Annotated in this window: 15 protein-coding genes and 3 pseudogenes; 9 read left to right on the top strand and 9 right to left on the bottom strand. The window is 72.0% G+C overall.

What is annotated here, in order from left to right:
* Nucleotides 1–531: 531 nt before the first annotated feature.
* On the top strand, nt 532–765 hold the full coding sequence (locus tag ABZ919_RS39090) for a hypothetical protein (RefSeq protein ID WP_361258267.1): 234 nt from the start codon (nt 532–534) through the stop codon (nt 763–765).
* A gap of 235 nt (nt 766–1,000) precedes the next feature.
* On the opposite strand, the gene gcl is transcribed toward ABZ919_RS39090, so the two are convergent.
* Nucleotides 1,001–2,788 carry a glyoxylate carboligase gene (gene gcl / locus ABZ919_RS39085; RefSeq protein WP_361258264.1) on the bottom strand — a complete coding sequence of 596 codons (1,788 nt, stop codon included), beginning with the start codon at nt 2,786–2,788 and terminating at the stop codon, nt 1,001–1,003.
* A 266-nt stretch (nt 2,789–3,054) separates the two neighbouring features.
* Here gcl and ABZ919_RS39080 point away from each other — a divergent pair, with 266 nt between their 5' ends.
* Nucleotides 3,055–3,831 (top strand): hypothetical protein, encoded by a 777-nt coding sequence (locus ABZ919_RS39080; RefSeq protein ID WP_361258261.1) that lies wholly within the window; start codon nt 3,055–3,057, stop codon nt 3,829–3,831.
* Between the two features lie 101 nt (nt 3,832–3,932).
* Here ABZ919_RS39080 and ABZ919_RS39075 read toward each other — a convergent pair whose 3' ends face one another.
* Nucleotides 3,933–5,525: an AMP-binding protein gene (locus ABZ919_RS39075; RefSeq protein ID WP_361258258.1), complete on the bottom strand. Its 1,593-nt coding sequence runs from the start codon at nt 5,523–5,525 to the stop codon at nt 3,933–3,935.
* The gene (locus tag ABZ919_RS39070) at nt 5,522–7,195 is read right to left on the bottom strand and encodes an AMP-binding protein (RefSeq protein WP_361258255.1); all 1,674 of its coding nucleotides are present in this window, start codon (nt 7,193–7,195) and stop codon (nt 5,522–5,524) included. Before ABZ919_RS39070 ends, ABZ919_RS39075 begins: the two co-directional genes overlap by 4 nt.
* A 116-nt stretch (nt 7,196–7,311) precedes the next feature.
* Between ABZ919_RS39070 and ABZ919_RS39065 the strand changes: the two genes are divergently transcribed.
* From ABZ919_RS39065 to ABZ919_RS39055, 3 genes are all read left to right on the top strand, one after another.
* Nucleotides 7,312–8,148 (top strand): LuxR C-terminal-related transcriptional regulator, encoded by an 837-nt coding sequence (locus ABZ919_RS39065; RefSeq protein ID WP_361258253.1) that lies wholly within the window; start codon nt 7,312–7,314, stop codon nt 8,146–8,148.
* A gap of 153 nt (nt 8,149–8,301) precedes the next feature.
* Nucleotides 8,302–11,145: an AAA family ATPase gene (locus ABZ919_RS39060; protein ID WP_361258250.1), complete on the top strand. Its 2,844-nt coding sequence runs from the start codon at nt 8,302–8,304 to the stop codon at nt 11,143–11,145.
* Between the two features lie 206 nt (nt 11,146–11,351).
* Nucleotides 11,352–12,143, top strand: a complete 792-nt coding sequence (locus ABZ919_RS39055; RefSeq protein WP_361258247.1) for a serine protease — start codon at nt 11,352–11,354, stop codon at nt 12,141–12,143.
* A 137-nt stretch (nt 12,144–12,280) separates the two neighbouring features.
* Here ABZ919_RS39055 and dmpI read toward each other — a convergent pair whose 3' ends face one another.
* Together dmpI and ABZ919_RS39045 are read right to left on the bottom strand one after the other, a co-directional pair.
* Nucleotides 12,281–12,463: a 4-oxalocrotonate tautomerase DmpI gene (gene dmpI / locus ABZ919_RS39050; RefSeq protein ID WP_361258244.1), complete on the bottom strand. Its 183-nt coding sequence runs from the start codon at nt 12,461–12,463 to the stop codon at nt 12,281–12,283.
* 92 nt (nt 12,464–12,555) lie between these two features.
* Nucleotides 12,556–13,421: pseudogene (locus ABZ919_RS39045) on the bottom strand (LysR substrate-binding domain-containing protein).
* Between ABZ919_RS39045 and ABZ919_RS39040 the strand changes: the two are divergent.
* A complete protein-coding gene (locus ABZ919_RS39040) occupies nt 13,344–13,787 on the top strand; it encodes a glutaredoxin domain-containing protein (protein ID WP_361258241.1) in 444 nt (147 codons plus the stop codon). The pseudogene ABZ919_RS39045 and the gene ABZ919_RS39040 sit on opposite strands and share 78 nt — an antisense overlap.
* A gap of 11 nt (nt 13,788–13,798) precedes the next feature.
* On the opposite strand, the gene ABZ919_RS39035 is transcribed toward ABZ919_RS39040, so the two are convergent.
* The gene (locus ABZ919_RS39035) at nt 13,799–14,932 is read right to left on the bottom strand and encodes a winged helix DNA-binding domain-containing protein (protein WP_361258238.1); all 1,134 of its coding nucleotides are present in this window, start codon (nt 14,930–14,932) and stop codon (nt 13,799–13,801) included.
* Between the two features lie 188 nt (nt 14,933–15,120).
* Here ABZ919_RS39035 and ABZ919_RS39030 point away from each other — a divergent pair, with 188 nt between their 5' ends.
* Nucleotides 15,121–16,269: a magnesium and cobalt transport protein CorA gene (locus tag ABZ919_RS39030; RefSeq protein ID WP_361258235.1), complete on the top strand. Its 1,149-nt coding sequence runs from the start codon at nt 15,121–15,123 to the stop codon at nt 16,267–16,269.
* Between the two features lie 87 nt (nt 16,270–16,356).
* A pseudogene (locus ABZ919_RS39025) lies at nt 16,357–16,562 on the top strand (IS630 family transposase); the annotation flags it as partial.
* Between the two features lie 4 nt (nt 16,563–16,566).
* Here ABZ919_RS39025 and ABZ919_RS39020 read toward each other — a convergent pair.
* The 3 genes and pseudogenes from ABZ919_RS39020 to ABZ919_RS39010 all read right to left on the bottom strand — a co-directional run bounded on the left by ABZ919_RS39020 (nt 16,567) and on the right by ABZ919_RS39010 (nt 18,614).
* Nucleotides 16,567–16,833, bottom strand: coding sequence for a pentapeptide repeat-containing protein (locus tag ABZ919_RS39020; protein WP_361258232.1), 267 nt, complete (start codon nt 16,831–16,833; stop codon nt 16,567–16,569).
* 56 nt (nt 16,834–16,889) lie between these two features.
* A pseudogene (locus ABZ919_RS39015) lies at nt 16,890–17,303 on the bottom strand (pentapeptide repeat-containing protein); the annotation flags it as partial.
* Between the two features lie 519 nt (nt 17,304–17,822).
* Nucleotides 17,823–18,614, bottom strand: a complete 792-nt coding sequence (locus ABZ919_RS39010) for a hypothetical protein (RefSeq protein WP_361258229.1) — start codon at nt 18,612–18,614, stop codon at nt 17,823–17,825.
* Nucleotides 18,615–18,760: 146 nt separating this feature from the next.
* Between ABZ919_RS39010 and ABZ919_RS39005 the strand changes: the two genes are divergently transcribed.
* On the top strand, nt 18,761–19,270 hold the full coding sequence (locus ABZ919_RS39005; protein ID WP_361258226.1) for a MarR family transcriptional regulator: 510 nt from the start codon (nt 18,761–18,763) through the stop codon (nt 19,268–19,270).
* The last annotated feature ends 9 nt before the right edge of the window (nt 19,271–19,279 follow it).

The raw sequence follows: 19,279 nt of genomic DNA, 5'->3' as shown, positions 1-19,279 counted from the left end.
CTCCGTCGCATCCGCCGCGGTCCCACCCAGCCCCCCCGACGGGGGCCACTGCTCCGTCCGGCGGCGCGAACGACCTGTCGCGCCCAGCCTCGCGCCGTCGGACGGCCAACACCGAGAACGCTCCCTGCGCCGGCCTGACGCCTCCGGCGAGGGAGCGTTCCGCGTTGCCCGCGAAAGTGCCCGGCGGGCCGCCCGCCGGCGGGGCGGCTCTCCTGACACCGCCGCACCGCCGTCCGTACGGCCTCCTCGTCCTCGGCGGCAAGGACACCCGATGCGCCCGCGGCGCCGGGGATCACCTCGCGGCGCGGTGCGCGCCTCGGCCACGGCGATGCGGCTGGTCAGGGGCGTCCCGCCGTCGGACCGGCGCAGGACGATCACTTCACCGGTCAGACCGACGCCGGCCACCACCGGCGGAGGGAGACCTCGCCCGGCGGCGGCTCCGGTCCGTCGAAGGACCCCCGCCTCCGCACCCGCAGGCGCACGGGCGGCGACCGACGTGCGAGAAACCGGGCGGCGCCGCACGCTGAACCCATGGGCAATCCGATGCACCACCCGCACATCGTGGTCCACTCCCCGGCGCTGGACGGCTCGCGGCGGGTCACCGAGGGGGACGTGACGCTGGGGATCGCCTCGCATCTGGACGATGTCGTGGAGATCCTGCGGCTGGCCGACCTGGACCGGATCGAGGTGGAGGAGACGGATCTCGTCGAGTGGCAGGGAGGCGGCCCCGACGACTGGCCGGGTTTGTCGGAGCACGAGCTGTAGCGGCCGGGCGTACCGCAACGGCCGTAGGGGGAGTACGTCATGCTCAAATCAAGCTCTGAACACCGCGACAGAGGTATCAACTCACCGCTCGGCAGGGCAGATTACCGGCACAGGGCCCGCCGGCACGGGGGCGGCGGGCCCCGTACGGGGGAAGCACGGGGGAAGTACGGGGGACGCGAAAGGGCGGCCCGTCCTCTTGGACGGGCCGCCCTTGGTGTGCGCGGCGGGATCGGGATCAGACCTTCAGCGGCTTGATCGACGTCGGCGCGTGCCCCGGCTCGGTGGCCAGGTCCTCGAACTCGGAGATGTCGCTGATGTCCATGGTGCGGCTCATCGAGATGTTGGTGATCCGCTCCAGGATGGCCTCGACGACGACCGGCACCTGGTGCTCGGCGGCCAGCTTCTTCGCCTGCTCGAACGCGGCGCCCAGCTGATCCGGCTCGGTGACCCGGATCGCCTTGCAGCCCAGCCCCTCGGCGACCTTGACGTGGTCCACGCCGTAGACGCCGATCTCGGGCGTGTTGATGTTCTCGAACTCGAGGTTGACCTGGAAGTTGATGTCCAGGCCGATCTGCGCCTGACGGATCAGGCCCAGGTAGGCGTTGTTCACCAGCACGTGCACGTACGGAATCCTGTGCTGTGCGGCGACCGCCAGCTCCTCGATCATGAACTGGAAGTCGTAGTCGCCGGAGAGCGCGACGACCGGCGAGTCCGGGTCGGCCTTGGCGACGCCGATCGCGGCCGGGATGGTCCAGCCGAGCGGGCCGGCCTGGCCGCAGTTGATCCAGTGGCGCGGCTTGTAGACGTGCAGCATCTGCGCGCCGGCGATCTGGGAGAGCCCGATGGTGGTGACGTAGCGGGTGTCGGGGCCGAAGGCCTTGTTCATCTCCTCGTACACGCGCTGCGGCTTCATGGGCACGTTGTCGAAGTGCGTACGGCGCAGGAGACTCGCCTTGCGCTCCTGCGTCGAGGCCACCCAGTCGGCGCGGTCCGGCAGCCTGCCCGCCGCCTTCAGCTCCTTGGCCACCTCGACGAACAGCTCCAGCGCGATTTTGGCGTCGGAGACGACACCGTAGTCCGGCGGGAAGATCTTGCCGATCTGGGTGGGCTCGATGTCGACGTGGACGAACTTCCGCTCGCCGCGGTACACGTCGAGCTTGTAGCCGGTGTGGCGGTTGGCCCAGCGGTTGCCGATGCCGAGGACGAGGTCCGACTCCAGGAAGTTGGCGTTGCCGTAGCGGTGCGAGGTCTGGACGCCGACCATGCCGGCGTTCAGCTCGTGGTCGTCGGGCAGCGCGCCCCAGCCCATCAGGGTCGGGACGACCGGCGTCCGGGTCAGCTCGGCGAACTCCACCAGCAGGTCGGCGGCGTCGGCCCCGATGACGCCGCCGCCGGCGACGATCACCGGGCGCTCGGCGGCCAGCAGGAAGGACAGGGCCTTCTCGATCTGGGCGCGGGTCGCGGCCGGCTTGTAGACGGGCAGCGGCGCATACGTCTCCGGGTCGAACTCGATCTCGGTGAGCTGGACGTCGATCGGCAGGTCGATGAGGACCGGGCCGGGCCGGCCGGAGCGCATCAGGTGGAAGGCCTGCTGGAAGACGCCGGGGACCTGCGCGGCCTCCAGGACGGTGACCGCCATTTTGGTGACCGGCTTGGCGATCGAGGCGATGTCGACGGCCTGGAAGTCCTCCTTGTGGATCACGCTGGTGGGCGCCTGGCCCGTGATGCACAGGATCGGGATGGAGTCGCCGATGGCCGAGTACAGGCCGGTGATCATGTCGGTGCCGGCCGGGCCGGAGGTGCCGATGCAGACGCCGATGTTGCCCGGCCCGGTGCGGGTGTACCCCTCGGCCATGTGCGAGGCGCCCTCGACGTGACGGGCGAGGGTGTGGTGGATGCCACCGCCCTCCTTGAGGGCCTTGTAGAACGGATTGATCGCCGCGCCCGGCACACCGAAGGCGTCGGTGACGCCCTCGCGCTTGAGGATCTCAACTGCCGCGCGGGCAGCGGTCATACGGGCCATCGAGTACTCCTGCTTCGGCTGTCGGATGCGTACTCCCGTCGCGCCCCGCGGTGAGCACAGTCTCCAGATGTTCAAACTTCCGCAATGCGGAACTTAACTTCTACTATCTGGAATCAATGTAGAAGTGCGCGCCAACTGTCGTCAAGAGACGTGGAGACAGGGCAAGCGCCGGACAGGGGGGACGCGGAGGAGGAGGATGGAGCCGCTGTTCCGACGCGGCTGTTGCCAGGCGGCTGTTCCGAGGCGCCGCCCGGGGGAGGTGGACCATGCCCGAGAGCGTGCCGGTGCGCTGCCCGGCCTGCCGGCGCGAGCACGTCTACACCGCCCCGCCGTACCCGTGCGCCTGCGGGGCGCCCACCGCCCCGCGGCTGGATCCCGCCGCCGAGCCGGCCGTCGCGGCGCACCGGGCCTGGGACGACGAGTGGATCGCCGTGACCTGCGGCGTCTGCGGGCGCCCGGGCCAGTGGCCGCAGCCGGAGCTGGGCTGCCCCTGCGGCACGGTCCTGCGCATCCCGGTGGCCGCGACTCCTGGGTCGCGCTCCGGCACGCGGTCGGCGGCGACGGGGACACCCCCGCCGGCCCTTCGCCCCTCGTCCACGGCGGCCGGGCCCGGCGCCTCCGTCCGCAGCCCCGCCTTCCAGCCGCGCGCCATCCGCACCGCCCGTGACGCCGTCACCGTCGCGGCGCTGTACCTGCGCTGGCTCGGGTACCGGGACATCCGCCGCGCCGACCAGCGTCCGCCGAACGGCATCGGCCTCGCTGCGCACCGGCTCCTGGCCCAGGTGGACCCGACGGTCCACCCGGCGACGCCGCGGGACGTGGAATGCCTGTGGCTGACGGCGATGAGCGAGTCCGCGGACTGCGTGTACCTCTCCCTCGCGGGTTACACCGACGAGGCCCGGGCCCGCGCGAACGCCCTGGGCATCCCGCTCTTCGTGCTGGACCTCGCGGGCGTCCCGCAGCCGGTGAACGGCCACGCCGACACGCTGAACGCCGAGGGAGCGCCGGAACGGGGGCCGCGGCCGCGGGACCGGCGAGGCTGATCCTCCCGCCCCCAGACGGGTCCCGCACGTGTGCACCGCCGACGGCGCGCTCCTCCGGGACCCGTCCCCGAGCATCTACCGCATGCTCGGTTCCGGCCGTCTCACACCTGGTACTTCTCCCGCAGTTCGACCTTGCGCACCTTTCCGGACACCGTCATCGGGAAGGAGTCGAGAATCTGCAGCCTGGTGGGGATCTTGTAGTGCGCGAGCTGCCCCTGACAGAAGGCGTGCAGCTCCTCCAGGGTGAGCGGGTCGGCCACGTCGTGCGGGATCACACAGGCGAGGACCTCCTCGCCGTACCTCTCGTGCGGCACACCGACGACCTGAACGTCCCTGATCTTCGGGTGGGCGTAGAGGAACTCCTCGATCTCGCGCGGGTAGATGTTCTCGCCGCCCCGGATGATCATGTCCTTGATCCGGCCGACGATCTCGACGTAGCCGTCCTCCCGCATGACCGCGAGGTCACCGGTGTGCATCCAGCGGCCCGCGTCCACTGCCTCGGCGGTCTTCTCCGGCTCGTTCCAGTAACCGAGCATCACGCTGTAGCCACGGGTGCACAACTCCCCTGCCGCACCGCGCGGCCGGGTCACTCCGGTGGCCGGATCGACGACCTTGACCTCCAGGTGCGGCAGGACCCGGCCGACGGTGCCGGTGCGGTGCTCCAGGTCGTCGTCCCGGCGGGTCTGCAGCGACACCGGGGACGTCTCGGTCATGCCGTAGCAGATGGAGACCTCCGCCATGTGCATCTCGGCGACGACCCGTTTCATGACCTCCACCGGGCACGGGGAGCCCGCCATGATGCCGGTGCGCAGGCTCGTGAGGTCGTACGTGGCGAAGTCGGGGAGGTTGAGCTCGGCGATGAACATCGTCGGCACGCCGTACAGGGAGGTGCAGCGCTCCTGCTGCACCGCCCGCAGGGTGGTCCTCGGCTCGAAGGACGGGGCCGGGATGACCATGCAGGCGCCGTGCGAGGTGGCCGCGAGATTGCCCATCACCATGCCGAAGCAGTGGTAGAAGGGCACCGGGATGCAGATCCGGTCCTGCTCGCTGTAGGCGATCAGCTCCCCGACGAAGTAACCGTTGTTGAGGATGTTGTGGTGGGACAGGGTGGCCCCCTTCGGGAAGCCGGTGGTCCCCGAGGTGTACTGGATGTTGATCGGGTCGTCGCAGGACAGCTCCTCGTACGGGGCGTCACCGGTCCCCCGCCCGAGCAGGGTCTCCCAGCTCGGGTCGCCGATGTACACGACCTCGCGCAACTCGGGACACCGGCCGCGCACGTGCTCGACCATCGCCCGGTAGTCGCTGGTCTTGTGGCTCAGCGAGGCGAACAGCAGCAAGATCCCGGCCTGGTTGAGGACGTACTCGACCTCGTGGGTGCGGTAGGCGGGGTTGATGTTCACCATGATCGCGCCGATGCGAGCGGTGGCGTACTGGACCAGGACCCACTCCGGGCAGTTGACCGCCCAGATGCCCACCCGGTCGCCCTTGACGACCCCGCTCGCGAGGAGCGCCTGCGCCAGTTCCTCGACGGCCGCGCCGAACTCGGCGTACGTCCAGCGCCGTCCGGACGGCACGTCGACCAGCGCCTCGCGGTCCGGCCAGGCGGCCACGGCCCGGTCCAGGTTGGCGCCGATGGTGTCGCCGAGCAGTGGCGTCGAACCGGTTCCGTGCGTGTACGACAGCGATGCGCTCACCGGAAGTCCTCCTCGCGGTACTCGTTCCGGGAGCCCAGGGCGGTCGCCTCGCGCAGCTCGATCCGGCGGATCTTGCCGGAGACGGTCTTGGGCAGCGCGCCGAACTCCAGCCGGCGGATGCGCTTGTAGGGGGCGAGCGCCTGACGGGAGTGCTCGAAGATGACCTTCGCGGTGTCGGGTCCCGGCTCGAAACCCTCGGCGAGGACGACGTACGCCTTCGGCACCGCGAGCCGCAGCTCGTCCGGCGCGGGCACGACGGCGGCCTCGGCCACCGCCTCGTGCTCCAGCAGCGCGCTCTCCAGCTCGAACGGGCTGATCTTGTAGTCGGAGGCCTTGAAGACGTCGTCCGCGCGGCCGACGTAGGTCAGATAGCCGTCCTCGTCCCGTGAGGCGATGTCCCCGGTGCGGTAGTAGCCGCCCGCCATGGCCTCGGCCGTGCGGTCCGGGTCGCCGTGATACCCCGTCATCAGGCCCACCGGCCGGTCGGACAGGTCGAGCGCGATCTCGCCCTCGGCGACACCCGGCGCGCCGGAGACGGGGTCGAGGAGTTCCACCCGGTAGCCGGGGCTCGGGCGGCCCATGGAGCCGCTCTTGAGGACCTGGCCCGGGCTGTTGGAGACCTGCACGGCGGTCTCGGTCTGCCCGAAGCCGTCCCTGATGGTGACGCCCCAGGCCCGCCGTACCTGCTCGATGACCTCCGGGTTCAGCGGCTCGCCGGCGGCCACGACCTCGCGGGGCGGGGTGGCGAGGACGCTCAGGTCGGCCTGGATGAGCATGCGCCACACGGTCGGCGGCGCACAGAACGTGGTCACCCCGGCCCGGTCCATCTCGGCCATCAGCCGGGCCGCGTCGAAGCGGGTGTAGTTGAACAGGAAGACGGTCGCCTCGGCGTTCCACGGCGCGAACAGGTTGGACCAGGCGTGCTTGGCCCAGCCCGGCGAGGAGATGTTCAGGTGCACGTCACCGGGGGTGAGGCCGACCCAGTACATGGTCGCCAGGTGCCCGATCGGGTAGGAGACGTGGGTGTGCTCGACCAGTTTGGGGCGGGCGGTCGTCCCGGAGGTGAAGTAGAGCATCAGCGGGTCGTCGGCCAGGGTGGGGCCGTCGGGCAGGAACTCGGCGGGGGCGGCGTACGCGTCCTCGTACGGCTCCCAGCCCTCCTCCGGCAGGCCGCCGACCGCGATCCGGGTGTACACGCCGGGCACGTCGGCGAACTTCGCGGTGTCCTCGGCCCGCACGATCACGTGCTTCACCCGGCCCCGGTCCACCCGGTCGCGCAGGTCGGCGGGGCCGAGCAGCGGGGTGGCCGGAATGACCACCGCACGCAGCTTCATCGCCGCCAGCGCGGTCTCCCACAGCTCGGCCTGGTTGCCGAGCATGACGAGGATGCGGTCCTCGGCGGCGACACCCCGCTCGCGCAGCCACCGGGCGACCCGGTTGGAGCGCTCGGACAGCTCGGCGAAGGACAGCCGGGTCCCGCCGCCGTCCTCCTCGACGATGTGCAGCGCGGTCCGGTCGTTCCCCGCGGCGATCACGTCGAACCAGTCCAGCGCCCAGTTGAAGTGCGCGGGCCGCGGCCAGGCGAAGCCCTCGTAGGCGGTGGCATAGTCCCCGCGGTGCTCCAGCAGGAAGTCCCGGGCCTTGCGGAACGACTCGGTCGCCGTCGTCATCACACACTCCTTGCTGTTCCGGACCATTGCCGGGCGGCTCTCTGGCATCGTCTAATCCGTGATGCAGGTCTCACTACCCCCGAACGGGGGTATGGGGCGGCAGGAGGAGTGAAGCGGTGACGGCAGACGCGGCGGGAACGGTGGAGATCGTCCGCGCGCTCGCCCGGCTGCGGCAGGCCACGGGGCTGCCGGTCGTCTTCGGCGGCCTGGTCGAGTCCGGGCGGCCGCAGATCCGGATCAGCGAGTTGAGCGGCACGACCACGGCTGCCCTGCGCTCCCTCGCGGTGACCTCCGGCAACGGGCTCGGCGGCAAGGCGGTGGCGCTCGCCCGGCCGTGCGCGGTGACGGACTACTCCAGCTCCCGGCAGATCAGCCACGAGTACGACGTCCCGGTGGCCGCGGAGGGCATCCGCTCGGTCGTCGCGGTCCCGGTGGTGGTGCGGCGCCGGGTGCGCGGGGTGCTGTACGGCGCACTGCGCTCGACCCGGCCGCTCGGCGACCGCACGCTGGGCGCGGCCATGGCCGTCGCGCGGGACGTGGAGCAGGCGCTGGTGGTCCGGGACGAGGCGCGCGGGCTGCTGGCGGCGGCCCGGCCGGAGCCCGCGGGCGGCGAGCAGGGCGCCGCCGCCTGGGAGCAGGTGCGCGAGGCGCACGCGGCGCTGCGCGCGCTCGCGCCCCGGATCGCCGACCCGCGGCTGCGGGCGGAACTGCTGGCCGCGTGCGGGCTGCTGACCGCGCCGCGCCCGGCGGCCGGGTGCGCGGCACTGGCGCCGCGCGAACTGGACGTGTTGTGCTGGGTGGCGGCGGGGGCGACCAACGCGGCCGTGGGCGAGCGGCTGGGGCTGCGCCCGGAGACGGTCAAGGGCTATCTGCGCTCGGCGATGCGGAAGCTGGGCGTCCACACCCGAGGGGAGGCGGTGACCGCGGCCCGCAGGGCGGGGCTGCTGCCGTGACGGAGCGACCGTGAGGAAACTGTCCATTCAAGCGGAGGTGCCCTGAATATCCTCATGCTTGACCATTTGTTATTTCCCTCACCACAAGCTTCCGTCCGAATTTCAGGGTTCGTTGCCTAGAATTTGGCCCGGACACGACACACGAGGGGAGCGGTGACCGTGCGACGGGACTTCCAGGAGCCTGCCAGGTGCCGCCCCGAGCTGGTCATCGGTCGCGACGAGCTGTTCGCCGGGGCCCGTGACCACCTCGCCTCGGGCGGCAGCGTCCTGCTCCACGGTCCCGCCGGAATAGGGAAATCCACCGTCCTGCGGGCATTGGCCGAGGAATACGGGGCCACCGCCCGCACCGTCCTGCGCTGCTCCGCCACCGAGTCCGAATCCCACCTTCCCTTCCTGGCCCTCGCCGACCTGCTCGGCCTGGTCCTCGACGAGGTCTCCCCCCGGCTGCCCGTCGCCCAGCGCACCGCCCTGGAGTCGGCGCTCACCGGCCGCGGCGAGTCCAGCCTGCAGCGCGACGGCCTCGCCCTGCGCCTCGCGGTGCTGTCCGCGCTGCGCGCCCTGGCCGCGCACGGCGGCGTCCTCGTCGTCGCCGACGACCTGCAGTGGCTGGACCCGGCCAGCGCCGAACTGCTCGGCTTCGCCGCCCGCCGCCTGGAGGGCACCCCGGTACAGCTGCTGTGCGCCGTACGCACCGAGGGCCAGGAGAGCCAGGAGTACGACCGGCACCTGCGCTCCTGCCCGCCGGGCACCCTCGCGGTCCGGCTCGGAGCGCTCTCCCGCGCCCAGGTCGCCCAGCTGCTCGACCACCGCGGCCACGGCGCTCTGCCGCGCTCCACGGTCCGCGAGATCCACCGCACGTCCGGCGGCAACCCGCTGTTCGCCCTGGAACTCGGCCGCGCCCTCGCCGACAGCCCCACCCCGCCCCGGCCCGGCGAGCCGCTGCCGGTGCCGACCTCACTGCGCGCCCTGGTGCTCAGCCGCCTGGACATGCTGTCCGTGGAGGCCCGCCGCACCCTGCTGGTGGCCAGCGCCGGTGCCCGCCCCACCCCCGCGCTGCTGCACGCGGCGGGCCGGGACAACGCCGAGGCGGAGTGCGCCCAGGCCGCCGAACTCGGGCTGCTGGCCACCGGGCCCGACGCTCCCGCCGTACGGTTCGCGCACCCGCTCATCTCCGCCGCGCTGTACGCGGAGGCGCCCGCGCACGAGCGGCGCGACGCGCACGCGGCCCTGTCCACGGCCGCGTCCGACCCGATCGAACGGGCCCGCCACCTGGCCCTGGCCACCACGGGCACCGACCCGGACGTCGCCGCCCGGCTCGCCGAGGCCGCGGCCCTCGCCCGGGACCGCGGCGCGCCCTCGGTCGCCGCCCACCTCGGGCTGCTGGCCGCCCGGCACACCCCGGGCGACGGTGTGCCCAGCCAGGAGGAGCGCCGGCTGCTGGCGGCCGAGGACGCGATCACCGCGGGCGAGATCGACCTGGCCCGGGACATCGCCCGAGAGGTGCTGTCCCGGACGACCGTGCCCGCCGAACGGGTGCGGGCCTGGATCACCGTCATCGACAGCGCCGGCCACACCATGACCGAGGTCGACGCCGTCTTCCCGCAGGCCCTCGCCGACGCCGGCGACGACCCGCGGCTGCTGGCCCTGGTGCACTATCAGCTGGCCTGGCGGGCACTGATCGTGGAGGGCGACTTCACCGAGGCCCGGGAGGCCGCCGCGCACGCCGCCGAGCTGGCCGCCCGCGGCAAGGACCGGCGCACCGAACTGCTCTCCCTCGCCTTCCAGGCGCAGACCGAGACCCTGATGGGCCATCCGGAGGCACCCCGGACCATCAAGCGCGCCCTGAAGGAGCCTCAGGACCCCAGGGTGGCCTGGCACCACAACGGGGCGGGCAGCGCCCGGTTCCGCTGGCTCGTCATGGGCGACCAGCTGGCCGAGGCCCGGGCGACGGTCACCGCGCTGCTGCGCGAGGTGCGCCGGCGCGGCTCGGTGGAGAGCGAGGTGCACTTCCTGCGCGGCCTCGCCGAGACCGAACTGCGCGCCGGGCACTGCGGGCGCGCCCTGGAACTGGCCCGCGAGAGCCTGCGGCTGGCCCGGGACTCCGGGATCGGCGAGACCGCCTCGGCGATGCTCACCTCGCTCGCGGAGGCCTCGGGCGGCGATGTGGACCGGGCCCTGGCGCTCGCCCGGGAGGCGGTGGAGCACGCCGAGGAGGACGGCGACCAGATGTACCTCTCCCGGGCCCTGGGCGCGCTCGGGTACGCCCAGTTGGTGGCCGGGGACCCGGCGGGCACGGTGCGCTCGCTGCGCCGGGTGCGGGCCCTGGAGCTGGGGCTCGGCATCACCGACCCGGCGCGCGGCCGCTGGCAGGGCGACCTGGCCGAGGCGTTGGTCCGGATCGGTGAACCGGCCGAGGCGCAGGACGTCATCGACACGAGCCGTGAGCACGCCCTCCGGCTCGGCCGGGAGAGCGTCCTCGCCGTCCTCGACCGCTCCGAGGCCCTGGTGCGGGCCGCCCAGGGCGACCTGGAGGCGGCCCTGGCGCAGCTGACGTCCGCTCAGAACCGGCTCGGCAAGCTCGGCTACGGCCTGGAGGAGGCGCGGGCGGCGTTCGCGCTCGCCCGGCTGCGCGGCGGCGTGCGCCCGCATGCCCGGGCAGGCACGGCGGCGTCGGCGTACGACGAGGCCACCCGGATGTTCCGCCGGTGCCGCGCGCTGCCCTGGCTGCGCCAGGTGGACGAATCCCGCACCGTCCCCGAGCAGCCGGAGCCGGTGCTCGCCGTGCCCGACGCCCTGGACGCGCTGGACGCGCTCGCCGCGATGGAACGGCAGGTCGCCGCGCTGGTCATGGAGGGCTCCACCAACCGGGAGATCGCCGCCCGGCTGTTCATCAGCGTCAAGACGGTGGAGGCGACCCTGACCCGGGTCTACCGCAAGCTCGGGATCCGCTCGCGGGTGGACATCGTCCGATTGGCGGCTGCTCGCCGCGCGAAGTGAGAACACGGCCGGTTAACTGAACCGGACCGAGGGTTTTCCCTCACCCAGCCCGCTAGGGGGTTCCCTCATTGGGAGCCGGGTGTTCCGGGTCCTAGCGTAATGGGCGTGCCGCTCGCCCGGGCACACGGGGTCGGTCCCACGACTTCTGTGAACCACCTCCGCCCCCGGGCGACCCCCCACCGGTGCAACCCCCACTGAGGAGACTCATGTTCGGGCCCAGACGTGCAAGACAGACCGCCGCGACGCTGATGGCCGGCGCCGCCGCCGCGGCGACCGCGCTGCTCGCCTCCCCCACGGCGAGCGCCGCCCCGCAGCCCATCGTCGGCGGTACGACCACCACCACGGCGGAGTACCCGTTCGTCGTGCAGATCACCGACGCGTCCGGCAACCAGTTCTGCGGCGGCACTCTCGTCTCCGCCAAGAAGGTCGTGACGGCCGCGCACTGCATGGCCGGTGAATCCGCCGGCAGTGTCCGGGTGGTCGGCGGCCGCACCAATCTGAACGGCACCGACGGCACGGTCGGCAAGGTCGGCAAGATCTGGGTCGACCCGGACTACACGGACGCCACCAACGGCGACGACGTGGCCGTACTGACCCTGTCCACGTCGATGCCGTACAAGCCGGTGTCGTACGTCTCCTCCACGCAGACGGGCGTGTACGCGGCCGGCACCACGGCCCGCATCCTCGGCTGGGGGACCACCTCGGAGAACGGCAGCTCCTCCAACCAGCTGCGGACCGCGACCGTCCCGGTCGTGTCCGACTCCAGCTGTAAGAGCTCCTACGGTACGGACTTCGTCCAGTCCGACATGGTTTGCGCCGGATACACGTCCGGCGGCACAGACACCTGCCAGGGCGACAGCGGCGGTCCCCTGCTCATCGGGGGCGTCCTGGCAGGGATCACTTCCTGGGGCGAGGGGTGCGCGGAGGCCGGTTACCCGGGTGTGTACACCCGGCTGACCACCTTCTCGGACCTGGTGACCGCGCAGATCAACTCGTGACCGCGCAGGTCTCCTCGTAGCCCGGAAGAGGGACACCTGAGCACCCCTCAGGTAGATGCCAGGGGGGCGCTGCGAGCCACCACGAGCGGCCCGCAGCGCCTCCCTTTCCACGTTCACCCCCGTGGAACGCGGGCCGGTCACTTGTCGGCCGTGAGCTTCCCGGCCGCGCCCCAGCTGTCCGCCGGGACCTCGTGGATCCACACCTGCACGGCCTGTGCCGGGATCCGGTAGACGTCGACGAAGGCGTCGGTGACCCGCTTGACCAGCTCCCGCTTGAGCTCGGTGTCGCGCGGGCCCTGCTGGACGGTGACGATCGGCATGGCTGAACTCCTTCGAGTGGTGTTCCCGTTCGGTGGGTCCAGTCCATCGCGGGGCACGGCCGTGACCAAGGAGCAGTCCGCGGCCGCAGCGATCAGCTCTCGTGATCGCCGCAGGCCAGGAGCAGTTTCTCCAGGTGCGGGGAGGGGGCGGCGGTGGGCACCGCCAGGCCCGTGGGCAGGGCCAGTCCGGGAGCGCGGAACGGGACGTAGGCCACCCGGGGCGTGGCCAGCACGCGCGCGTGGGAGTCGTAGACGACCGTCCACAGGGGGCGGGCACCGATGGTGGCGAGGGTGTCGTGCAGGGTGCCGCCGGCCGGTCCGGGCACCGCTCGAACCCGGCCGCGTGGCAGGCGCCGACGACCAGGTCCACGAGACCGGGGTTGTTGCGGCGCGAGGTGAGGGCGAGCGGCAGTCCGGCGAGGTCGGCGAGGCCCACCTCGGCACGCCGCGCCAGCGGGTGGGTGGCCGGCAGCGCGGCGACCAGCGGATCGGGCCACAGCGGCACCACCCGTACGCCGGGCGGGGGTTCGGCCGACCGTACGAAAGCGGCGTCCAGCCGGCCCTCCGCGACCCGGGCGAGCCGTTCGCCCGCCGGCAGGGAGACCAGCTCCACCGGCACCTCCGGTGCCCGCTCGGCGAACGCGGCCAGCACCCGGTCCAGATGCGCGCCGAGGCCGGTGCTGGTGCCGAGGCGCAACCCGGCGGGCGCCGTCACCGCGGCCCGCGCCCGCTCCGCCGCCGTGAGCACCGCCCGCGCCTCGGGCAGCAGCCGCTCGCCCGCTCCGGTCAGCCGTACCCGGCGCGGCGAGCGGTCGAACAGCGCGGTGCCCAGCTCCCGTTCCAGCCGTTGTATCTGCTGACTGACGGCCGACTGCACGATGTGCAGCCGCTCGGCCGCCCGCCCGAAGTGCAACTCCTCCGCGACGGCGACGAAATAGCTGAGCTGGCGGAGTTCCATGGGCCCGACTGTAGAGGGCGGGCGGGAGGCGCCTCTACGCTGATCGGGCCGGGCCGGACGAGGGAGAGGGTGAGGACGCTGAGCGAGGCACACGACGGCGTGGTGGTCTACTGGCGGCCCTTGTGCCCCTTCTGCATGAAGCTGCGGACGGAACTGCTCCTCGCCCGCCTGCCCCACACCAGGGTCAACATCTGGCGGGATCCGGAGGCGGCGGCCTTCGTGCGCTCCGTCGCGGACGGGAACGAGACCGTGCCGACCGTGACCGTGGCCGGCCGGGCCCTGGTGAACCCCTCGCTGCGACAGCTGAAGGAGGCGGTCGGGAGGTACGCGCCGCACCTGCTGTCCCCGGGGTCCGCCCCGCGCTGACACCCGCCCGGTCAGTGGCGTGCGACGGTCCCGAACCGGATGTCGTACGGCGTGTCCGGATGCAGGGCGGCCAGCATCCGCTCCCCTTCCGCGGTGACCTCGTCCCGCTGGGCCCTGGTCGGTTCGGCGAAGGGTTCGATGACGAGGGCGCCGGGGTCGAGCTTCCACAGCCCCGCGAGGAAGCCGTCGACCAGGAGGGTGCGGTACGCCTGGTTGCCCTGCCAGTGACGGCCCCGGTACTCGGGCGGTACGACGCGGCCGCGGTCGGCGTGGGAGAGCAGGAGGTTGTCGAACTCGGGCAGGAAGCGGGGCGGGGCCGGGGTGTCCGGATCGGGGCGCGGGGCGTCGGGCAGGTCGAAGAGCTCGGTGCCGTCCGGGTCCCGGAAGGTCAGCAGGCGGGGGCGGAGGCGTTCGAAGGCGTCCCGCAGCCGGGTGAGTCCGGCCCAGGCCTGCATGTCCTTGACGGACGCCGGGCCGAAGGCGGCGAGGTAGCGCAGGACCAGGGAGTCCGGCTCGAGGGCCGGCCCGGCCGCGCGGCCGAGCCAGTGCTCGGCGGTGGTGAGCGCGACCTGGCCGCTGCGCCCCCACAGTCCCCGCGGGGTGACCTGGACCAGTGGCAGCGTGCAGCGGGCGGCGACGGCGAGGGCCTGCGGGTCGGCGTCCGGCCACCGGGCGCTCAGGGCCTGCCGCAGCTCGGCCATGGTCCGCGGCTCGGTCTCGACCAGCTGCCGGGCGAGGCCGGCCAGGACGTCCAGGTCGACACCTGCGAGGCCCGCGCGGAAGGTGCCCAGCTCGCGGTCCCGGGCCGGCTGGACGAGGGGCCGCAGGGTCAGGCAGTCGTCGGCGGTGTGGGTGTGGAGGGTGGAGCGCACGGTGACCATCCGGGCGACCTCGCGGTCGGCCATGAGCATGGACAGGCGCTGGGGTGCGAAGCCGTCGAGGCGGGCGGCGAGGGCGTAGTACGGCGGTGTGACGTTCTGCGCCTGCAGACCCAGCAGGTGGGCCACGGCGTCCCGGGCGGACAGCCCCGAGCGGCGCAGCAGCAGTTGCCGTTCGAGGGTGGCGCGGTTGAGGGCCCGGACGTCCAGGGCCGGGGCCCGCGTCGCACGGTTCTTCGTGCTGCTCCGCACACTGCTCTTCGTCATGGCCGCACGCTAACCGGGATCGCGGACACCCACTGTCCGCGACTCTCACCAACCCTGCACCACGGCGCGAACCCGTCCCGGCACCCCGGTGGATATTCTTTTTCTCCTGCCCCCCGGGTTCCTCCCATCCCCCGGCCCCTGTCCCGCCGCGCGATCGGGCGCCCGGGGACCCGACGGAGAGGCTGCCGATGTCCGAGCGAGAGAACGGCAGGAACGGCGGGCGCAGGACCGTCTGGCGGCGCGCCGCCGCCCAGCCCCAGTCCCCCGCCGCCGAGGCGCCCGAACCGCCGCTCACGCCCCCAAAGGGAGCAGAGCCCGCGAGCGTCGTGCAGGCGGCGCTGTACCGCGACGGCCTCCGGGTCTCCTCCCCCGCCACGCTCGCCGAGACCTACCGTGAGCTGCGCGAGCAGCCCTCGGGCATGGCGTGGATCGGCCTGGCCCGGCCCACCGGGACCGATCTGCACTCGCTGGCCGCCGAGTTCGGGCTGCATCCGCTGGCGGTCGAGGACGCGATGGAGGCGCATCAGCGGCCCAAACTGGAGCGGTACGGCGAGACGCTGTTCGTGGTGCTGCGCGCCGCCCGCTATCTGGACGCGCCGGAGGAGGTCGACTTCGGCGAGCTGCACGTGTTCGTCGGCCCGGACTTCGTCATCACGGTCCGGCACGGCGCGGCCCCGGATCTGTCGGCGGTCCGCCGCCGCATGGAGGACAGTCCGGACCTGCTGAAACTCGGTCCGGAGGCGGTCTTGTACGCGATCCTCGACGCGGTGGTCGACGGCTACGCACCGGTGGTCTCCGGTGTCCAGAACGACATCGACGAGATCGAGACCGAGGTGTTCCGCGGCGACCCCGAGGTATCCCGCCGCATCTACGAACTCTCCCGCGAAATGGTCGAGTTCCAGCGCGCGACCCGTCCGCTCGTCGGCATGCTGCACGGGCTGATGGCGGGTTTCGCCAAGTACGAGACCGACGAGGAACTCCAGCGCTACCTGCGTGACGTCGCCGACCACGTCACCCACACCAGTGAACGCGTCGACGGCTTCCGCCAGGCCCTCTCCGAGATCCTCACGGTCAACGCCACCCTGGTCACCCAGCAGCAGAACGCGGAGATGCGGGCGCTGGCGGAGGCGGGCTTCGAGCAGAACGAGGAGGTCAAAAAGATCTCGTCGTGGGCGGCCATCCTCTTCGCCCCCACCCTCGTCGGGACCATCTACGGCATGAACTTCGACCACATGCCGGAGCTGCACTGGCTGTTCGGCTATCCGTTCGCGATCGGGCTGATGGGCGTGGTGTGTCTGACGCTGTACGTCGTCTTCAAGAGACGGGACTGGCTCTAGTGCTCTGACCGGGAAGGTTCACCGGGTTGGCTGTTGTGGCGGTTGGATGTCGGTGACGTCCGTCCGACCGCTGGGGGTGTGGTGGCCTTCGGCCCGCTGCGGCAGTTCACCCTGGCCAACTCACACCACCGAAGCCACCCCGCGCAGACCCAGGCCCTGCACGCTACCTGCGCTGGCGCAACGTCAACGCCCGTCACCCCGATGTGCTCGCCGCCCAGCGCAAGGAACGCGCCCGCATCCGCAGCGAGAAGGGCATCCGCTGGGGCGGACGGTCCTTCGACTGCGCTTCCTGACTGCTCAATTCGCCGACGCTGACGGACCATGCATCGGCTCCGATCGCAGCAGCGGCACTCGCCTCGTCAGCGCGGCAGCTGGAAGCAGATTGTCCGGTTCGATGCCAGGGTCCGCCGTGACAACGACGCCGGCTGCTTGAGCGTCGAAGCCGGTCGGCCAGATCGTAAGGTCGCTCGCCAGCGCGTCTTCCAGCCTCGCCTCTCGCAGGTCTGCGTCGGTGAGGTCGCAGCCCCGGAGGTCGGCCAACCGCAGGTCCGCGCCGGCGAACACGGCACCCTGGTACGAGCCTTGCGCAGGTTCGCCTCCCGGAGGTCCGCACCGGAGAAGTCCGCCGACCTCAAGTCGGCTTTGACCAGGCGTGCACCGCGCAGATCGGCTTGCAGACAGCGGACCTGGTGGAGAATGGAAGTGCCGAGTTCCGTATGCCGCAGGTTGGCGGCGATCAGTGACGCCTTGCTCAGGTTGACCTGGTAGACGCTCGCCGCTTCCAGGCATGCGCCGTCGAAGTTCACCCCGTGCAGCCACAATCCGTCACAGTCGGCTCGGCGCAGGTCGGTCAAACTGACGTTGAGCCACTCAGGACGGCGTTCCTGGTACAGGACCCCGAGGCAGGTCAGCGCCGTCTGAGCGTCCGCGGCGCGGGTCTCCAACGGGGGCACCGCGTTAATGGACACGTCCGCCGCCGCAACTGCGGGTTCCTGCGGCGGCCAGGGAAGGTGTGTCCGCAGATACGCCGCCATGATGGAGACGACCGCCTCATGGTCGCGGTCGGAGTGATCCGCAATCCGCCACAGTGCGTGAATACCTCCGATCCGCACGTCCAGTTTGTCACTGCCGAGCTGATCCACGGCCCGACTGAAGCGATCGGTGATGTTTCCCTCTCGGGTTGCGTTCAGCCCGTCTTGGCTGACGCGCAGCTGCCGCCATGTGGCATAGGCGCCGAACAGGACGACCGCACCGCCAACCGTCTGCAGAAGCGCGGTGCGCACGTTGTTCACCGCGTTCAACCGGTCCGCTGCAGCGAGGTGGCCACCTGCGAGGTCGTGGTCGACTATCAGCCCCGGAAGAACCAGGAGCACGACGCCCAGCAACACGATCACGGCCAGCGCGGCCAGCGCCACAGCAACGGCACGAGTCAGGCGCCACCGGTCACAAGAAGATCCCCCCATAGCCAGAGGATCCTAGAACAAGGCCAAACCCGGCGAACCTTCCCGGTCAGAGCACTAGCCCGGACCGCCCGGGCCACGGCCGGGGTTCGGTCAGGCACCCGGGTCCGAACTGGTCGCGTGCGCGAACGACGCCTCCAGGAACGTGTCCAGTTCCTTGCGCGCCCGGTCGGCGTGCGGGCCCGCGAAGATCTCCGCGGCGTGCAGCGTGCCGGGCAGGACGACGACCTCGGCGCTGGGGAAGCTCGCCGCGACCTCGCGCAGGCGACGGGCGTCGGCCAGCGGGTCGTCGGCCGTGCCGAGGAGGAACAGCCGGCCGTCGTAGGGCGCCGGGACGGAGCTCGCGTAGCCGCCGAGCGAGGCGAGGGGGCTGATGCCCGCCACGCCGACCGGGCGTTCGGCGGCGCTGGTCCTCGGTGCCAGACCGAGCATCACGTTGCCGCCCACACAGCCGCCCACCCAGGCGACCCGGTCGGCGCCCCGGGCCCGCAGCAGGCGGGTGGCGTGCAGGACGGTGCGCTGGCGGTCGGTGCCCCAGTCGACGCTGGCGACGTGGTAGCCGGCCGCAGCCAGGCGTTTGGCCTCGGCGGCCCACTCGCAGGCGTTGCCCCAGGAGATGGGGGCGAGCACGACACCGCGGGGGCCGGAGCCCAGGGTGACGACGCGGGAGCGGGAGGAACCGGGCTGCAGGTGAATGGCGGCGCCGCTGCCGGCGAAGCAGGCCGGTGCGGCGGTCTCGGACAGGTGGAGGTCCGGCACGGCGGTCGCCTTTCTGGGTGCGGGTGCGGAGCTGCGGCCCTCGGCGGAGCCGCCGGGCGCGAGGGCTCCCGAAGCGGTCAGGACGAGGACGGCCAACAGCGCACGACGTGTGTGTCGAGTACCCATACGGGGGAACACTAGCAAGAAAGCATTACACAAAGCTAAACAGAAAGCTAAACTGTGAACCGGGGTCCTGAGGTGACTGCTGGCGTCCGAGCGTTTTCGGCCTCCCAGTATCTTTATGTTGAGCAAACCCATGAAAGGTGGTGCCAGTGGAGCCCGACCACGTTGACGAGATCATCTCGGCCTGGCGCGTCGAGATGCCGGAGATCGCCGGTCTCCCCCTCGAACTCGCCAAGCGCACCGCCTTGCTGGTGTCGGCCTTCGACCTGACCGCCGCCGCGGCGCTGGACAAACTCCACCTCACCCAGGCCGAGTACGGGGTGCTCGCGACCCTGCGCCGGGTCGGCGCGCCCTACCGGCTCAAGCCGACCGATCTGACGCACGCCCTGCTGCTGTCCTCCGGAGGCACCAGCAACGTGATCAAGCGGCTGGTGGCCGCCGGGTACGTGAGCCGGCAGGCCGACACCGAGGACGGGCGGAGCAGTTGGGTCGAACTCACCCCGCTCGGTGTCAAGACAGCCGAAGAGGCGGTGCGGGCCACCACCGCGGCCCACGCCCGCCTCGTCTCCCGGATGCCCGACGCCACCGCACGGGCTCTGAGCGAACACCTGCGCGTCGCCCTCGCCGCCGTCGAGGAGGGCGTCCTCATCCACCGGTGAGCCCGGCGC

It is taken from the genome of Streptomyces sp. NPDC046759 (assembly GCF_040645475.1).
Classification (GTDB): domain Bacteria; phylum Actinomycetota; class Actinomycetes; order Streptomycetales; family Streptomycetaceae; genus Streptomyces.
The sequence above is the reverse complement of the archived record's forward strand: the minus strand, read 5'-3'. Positions and strand labels throughout refer to the sequence as shown.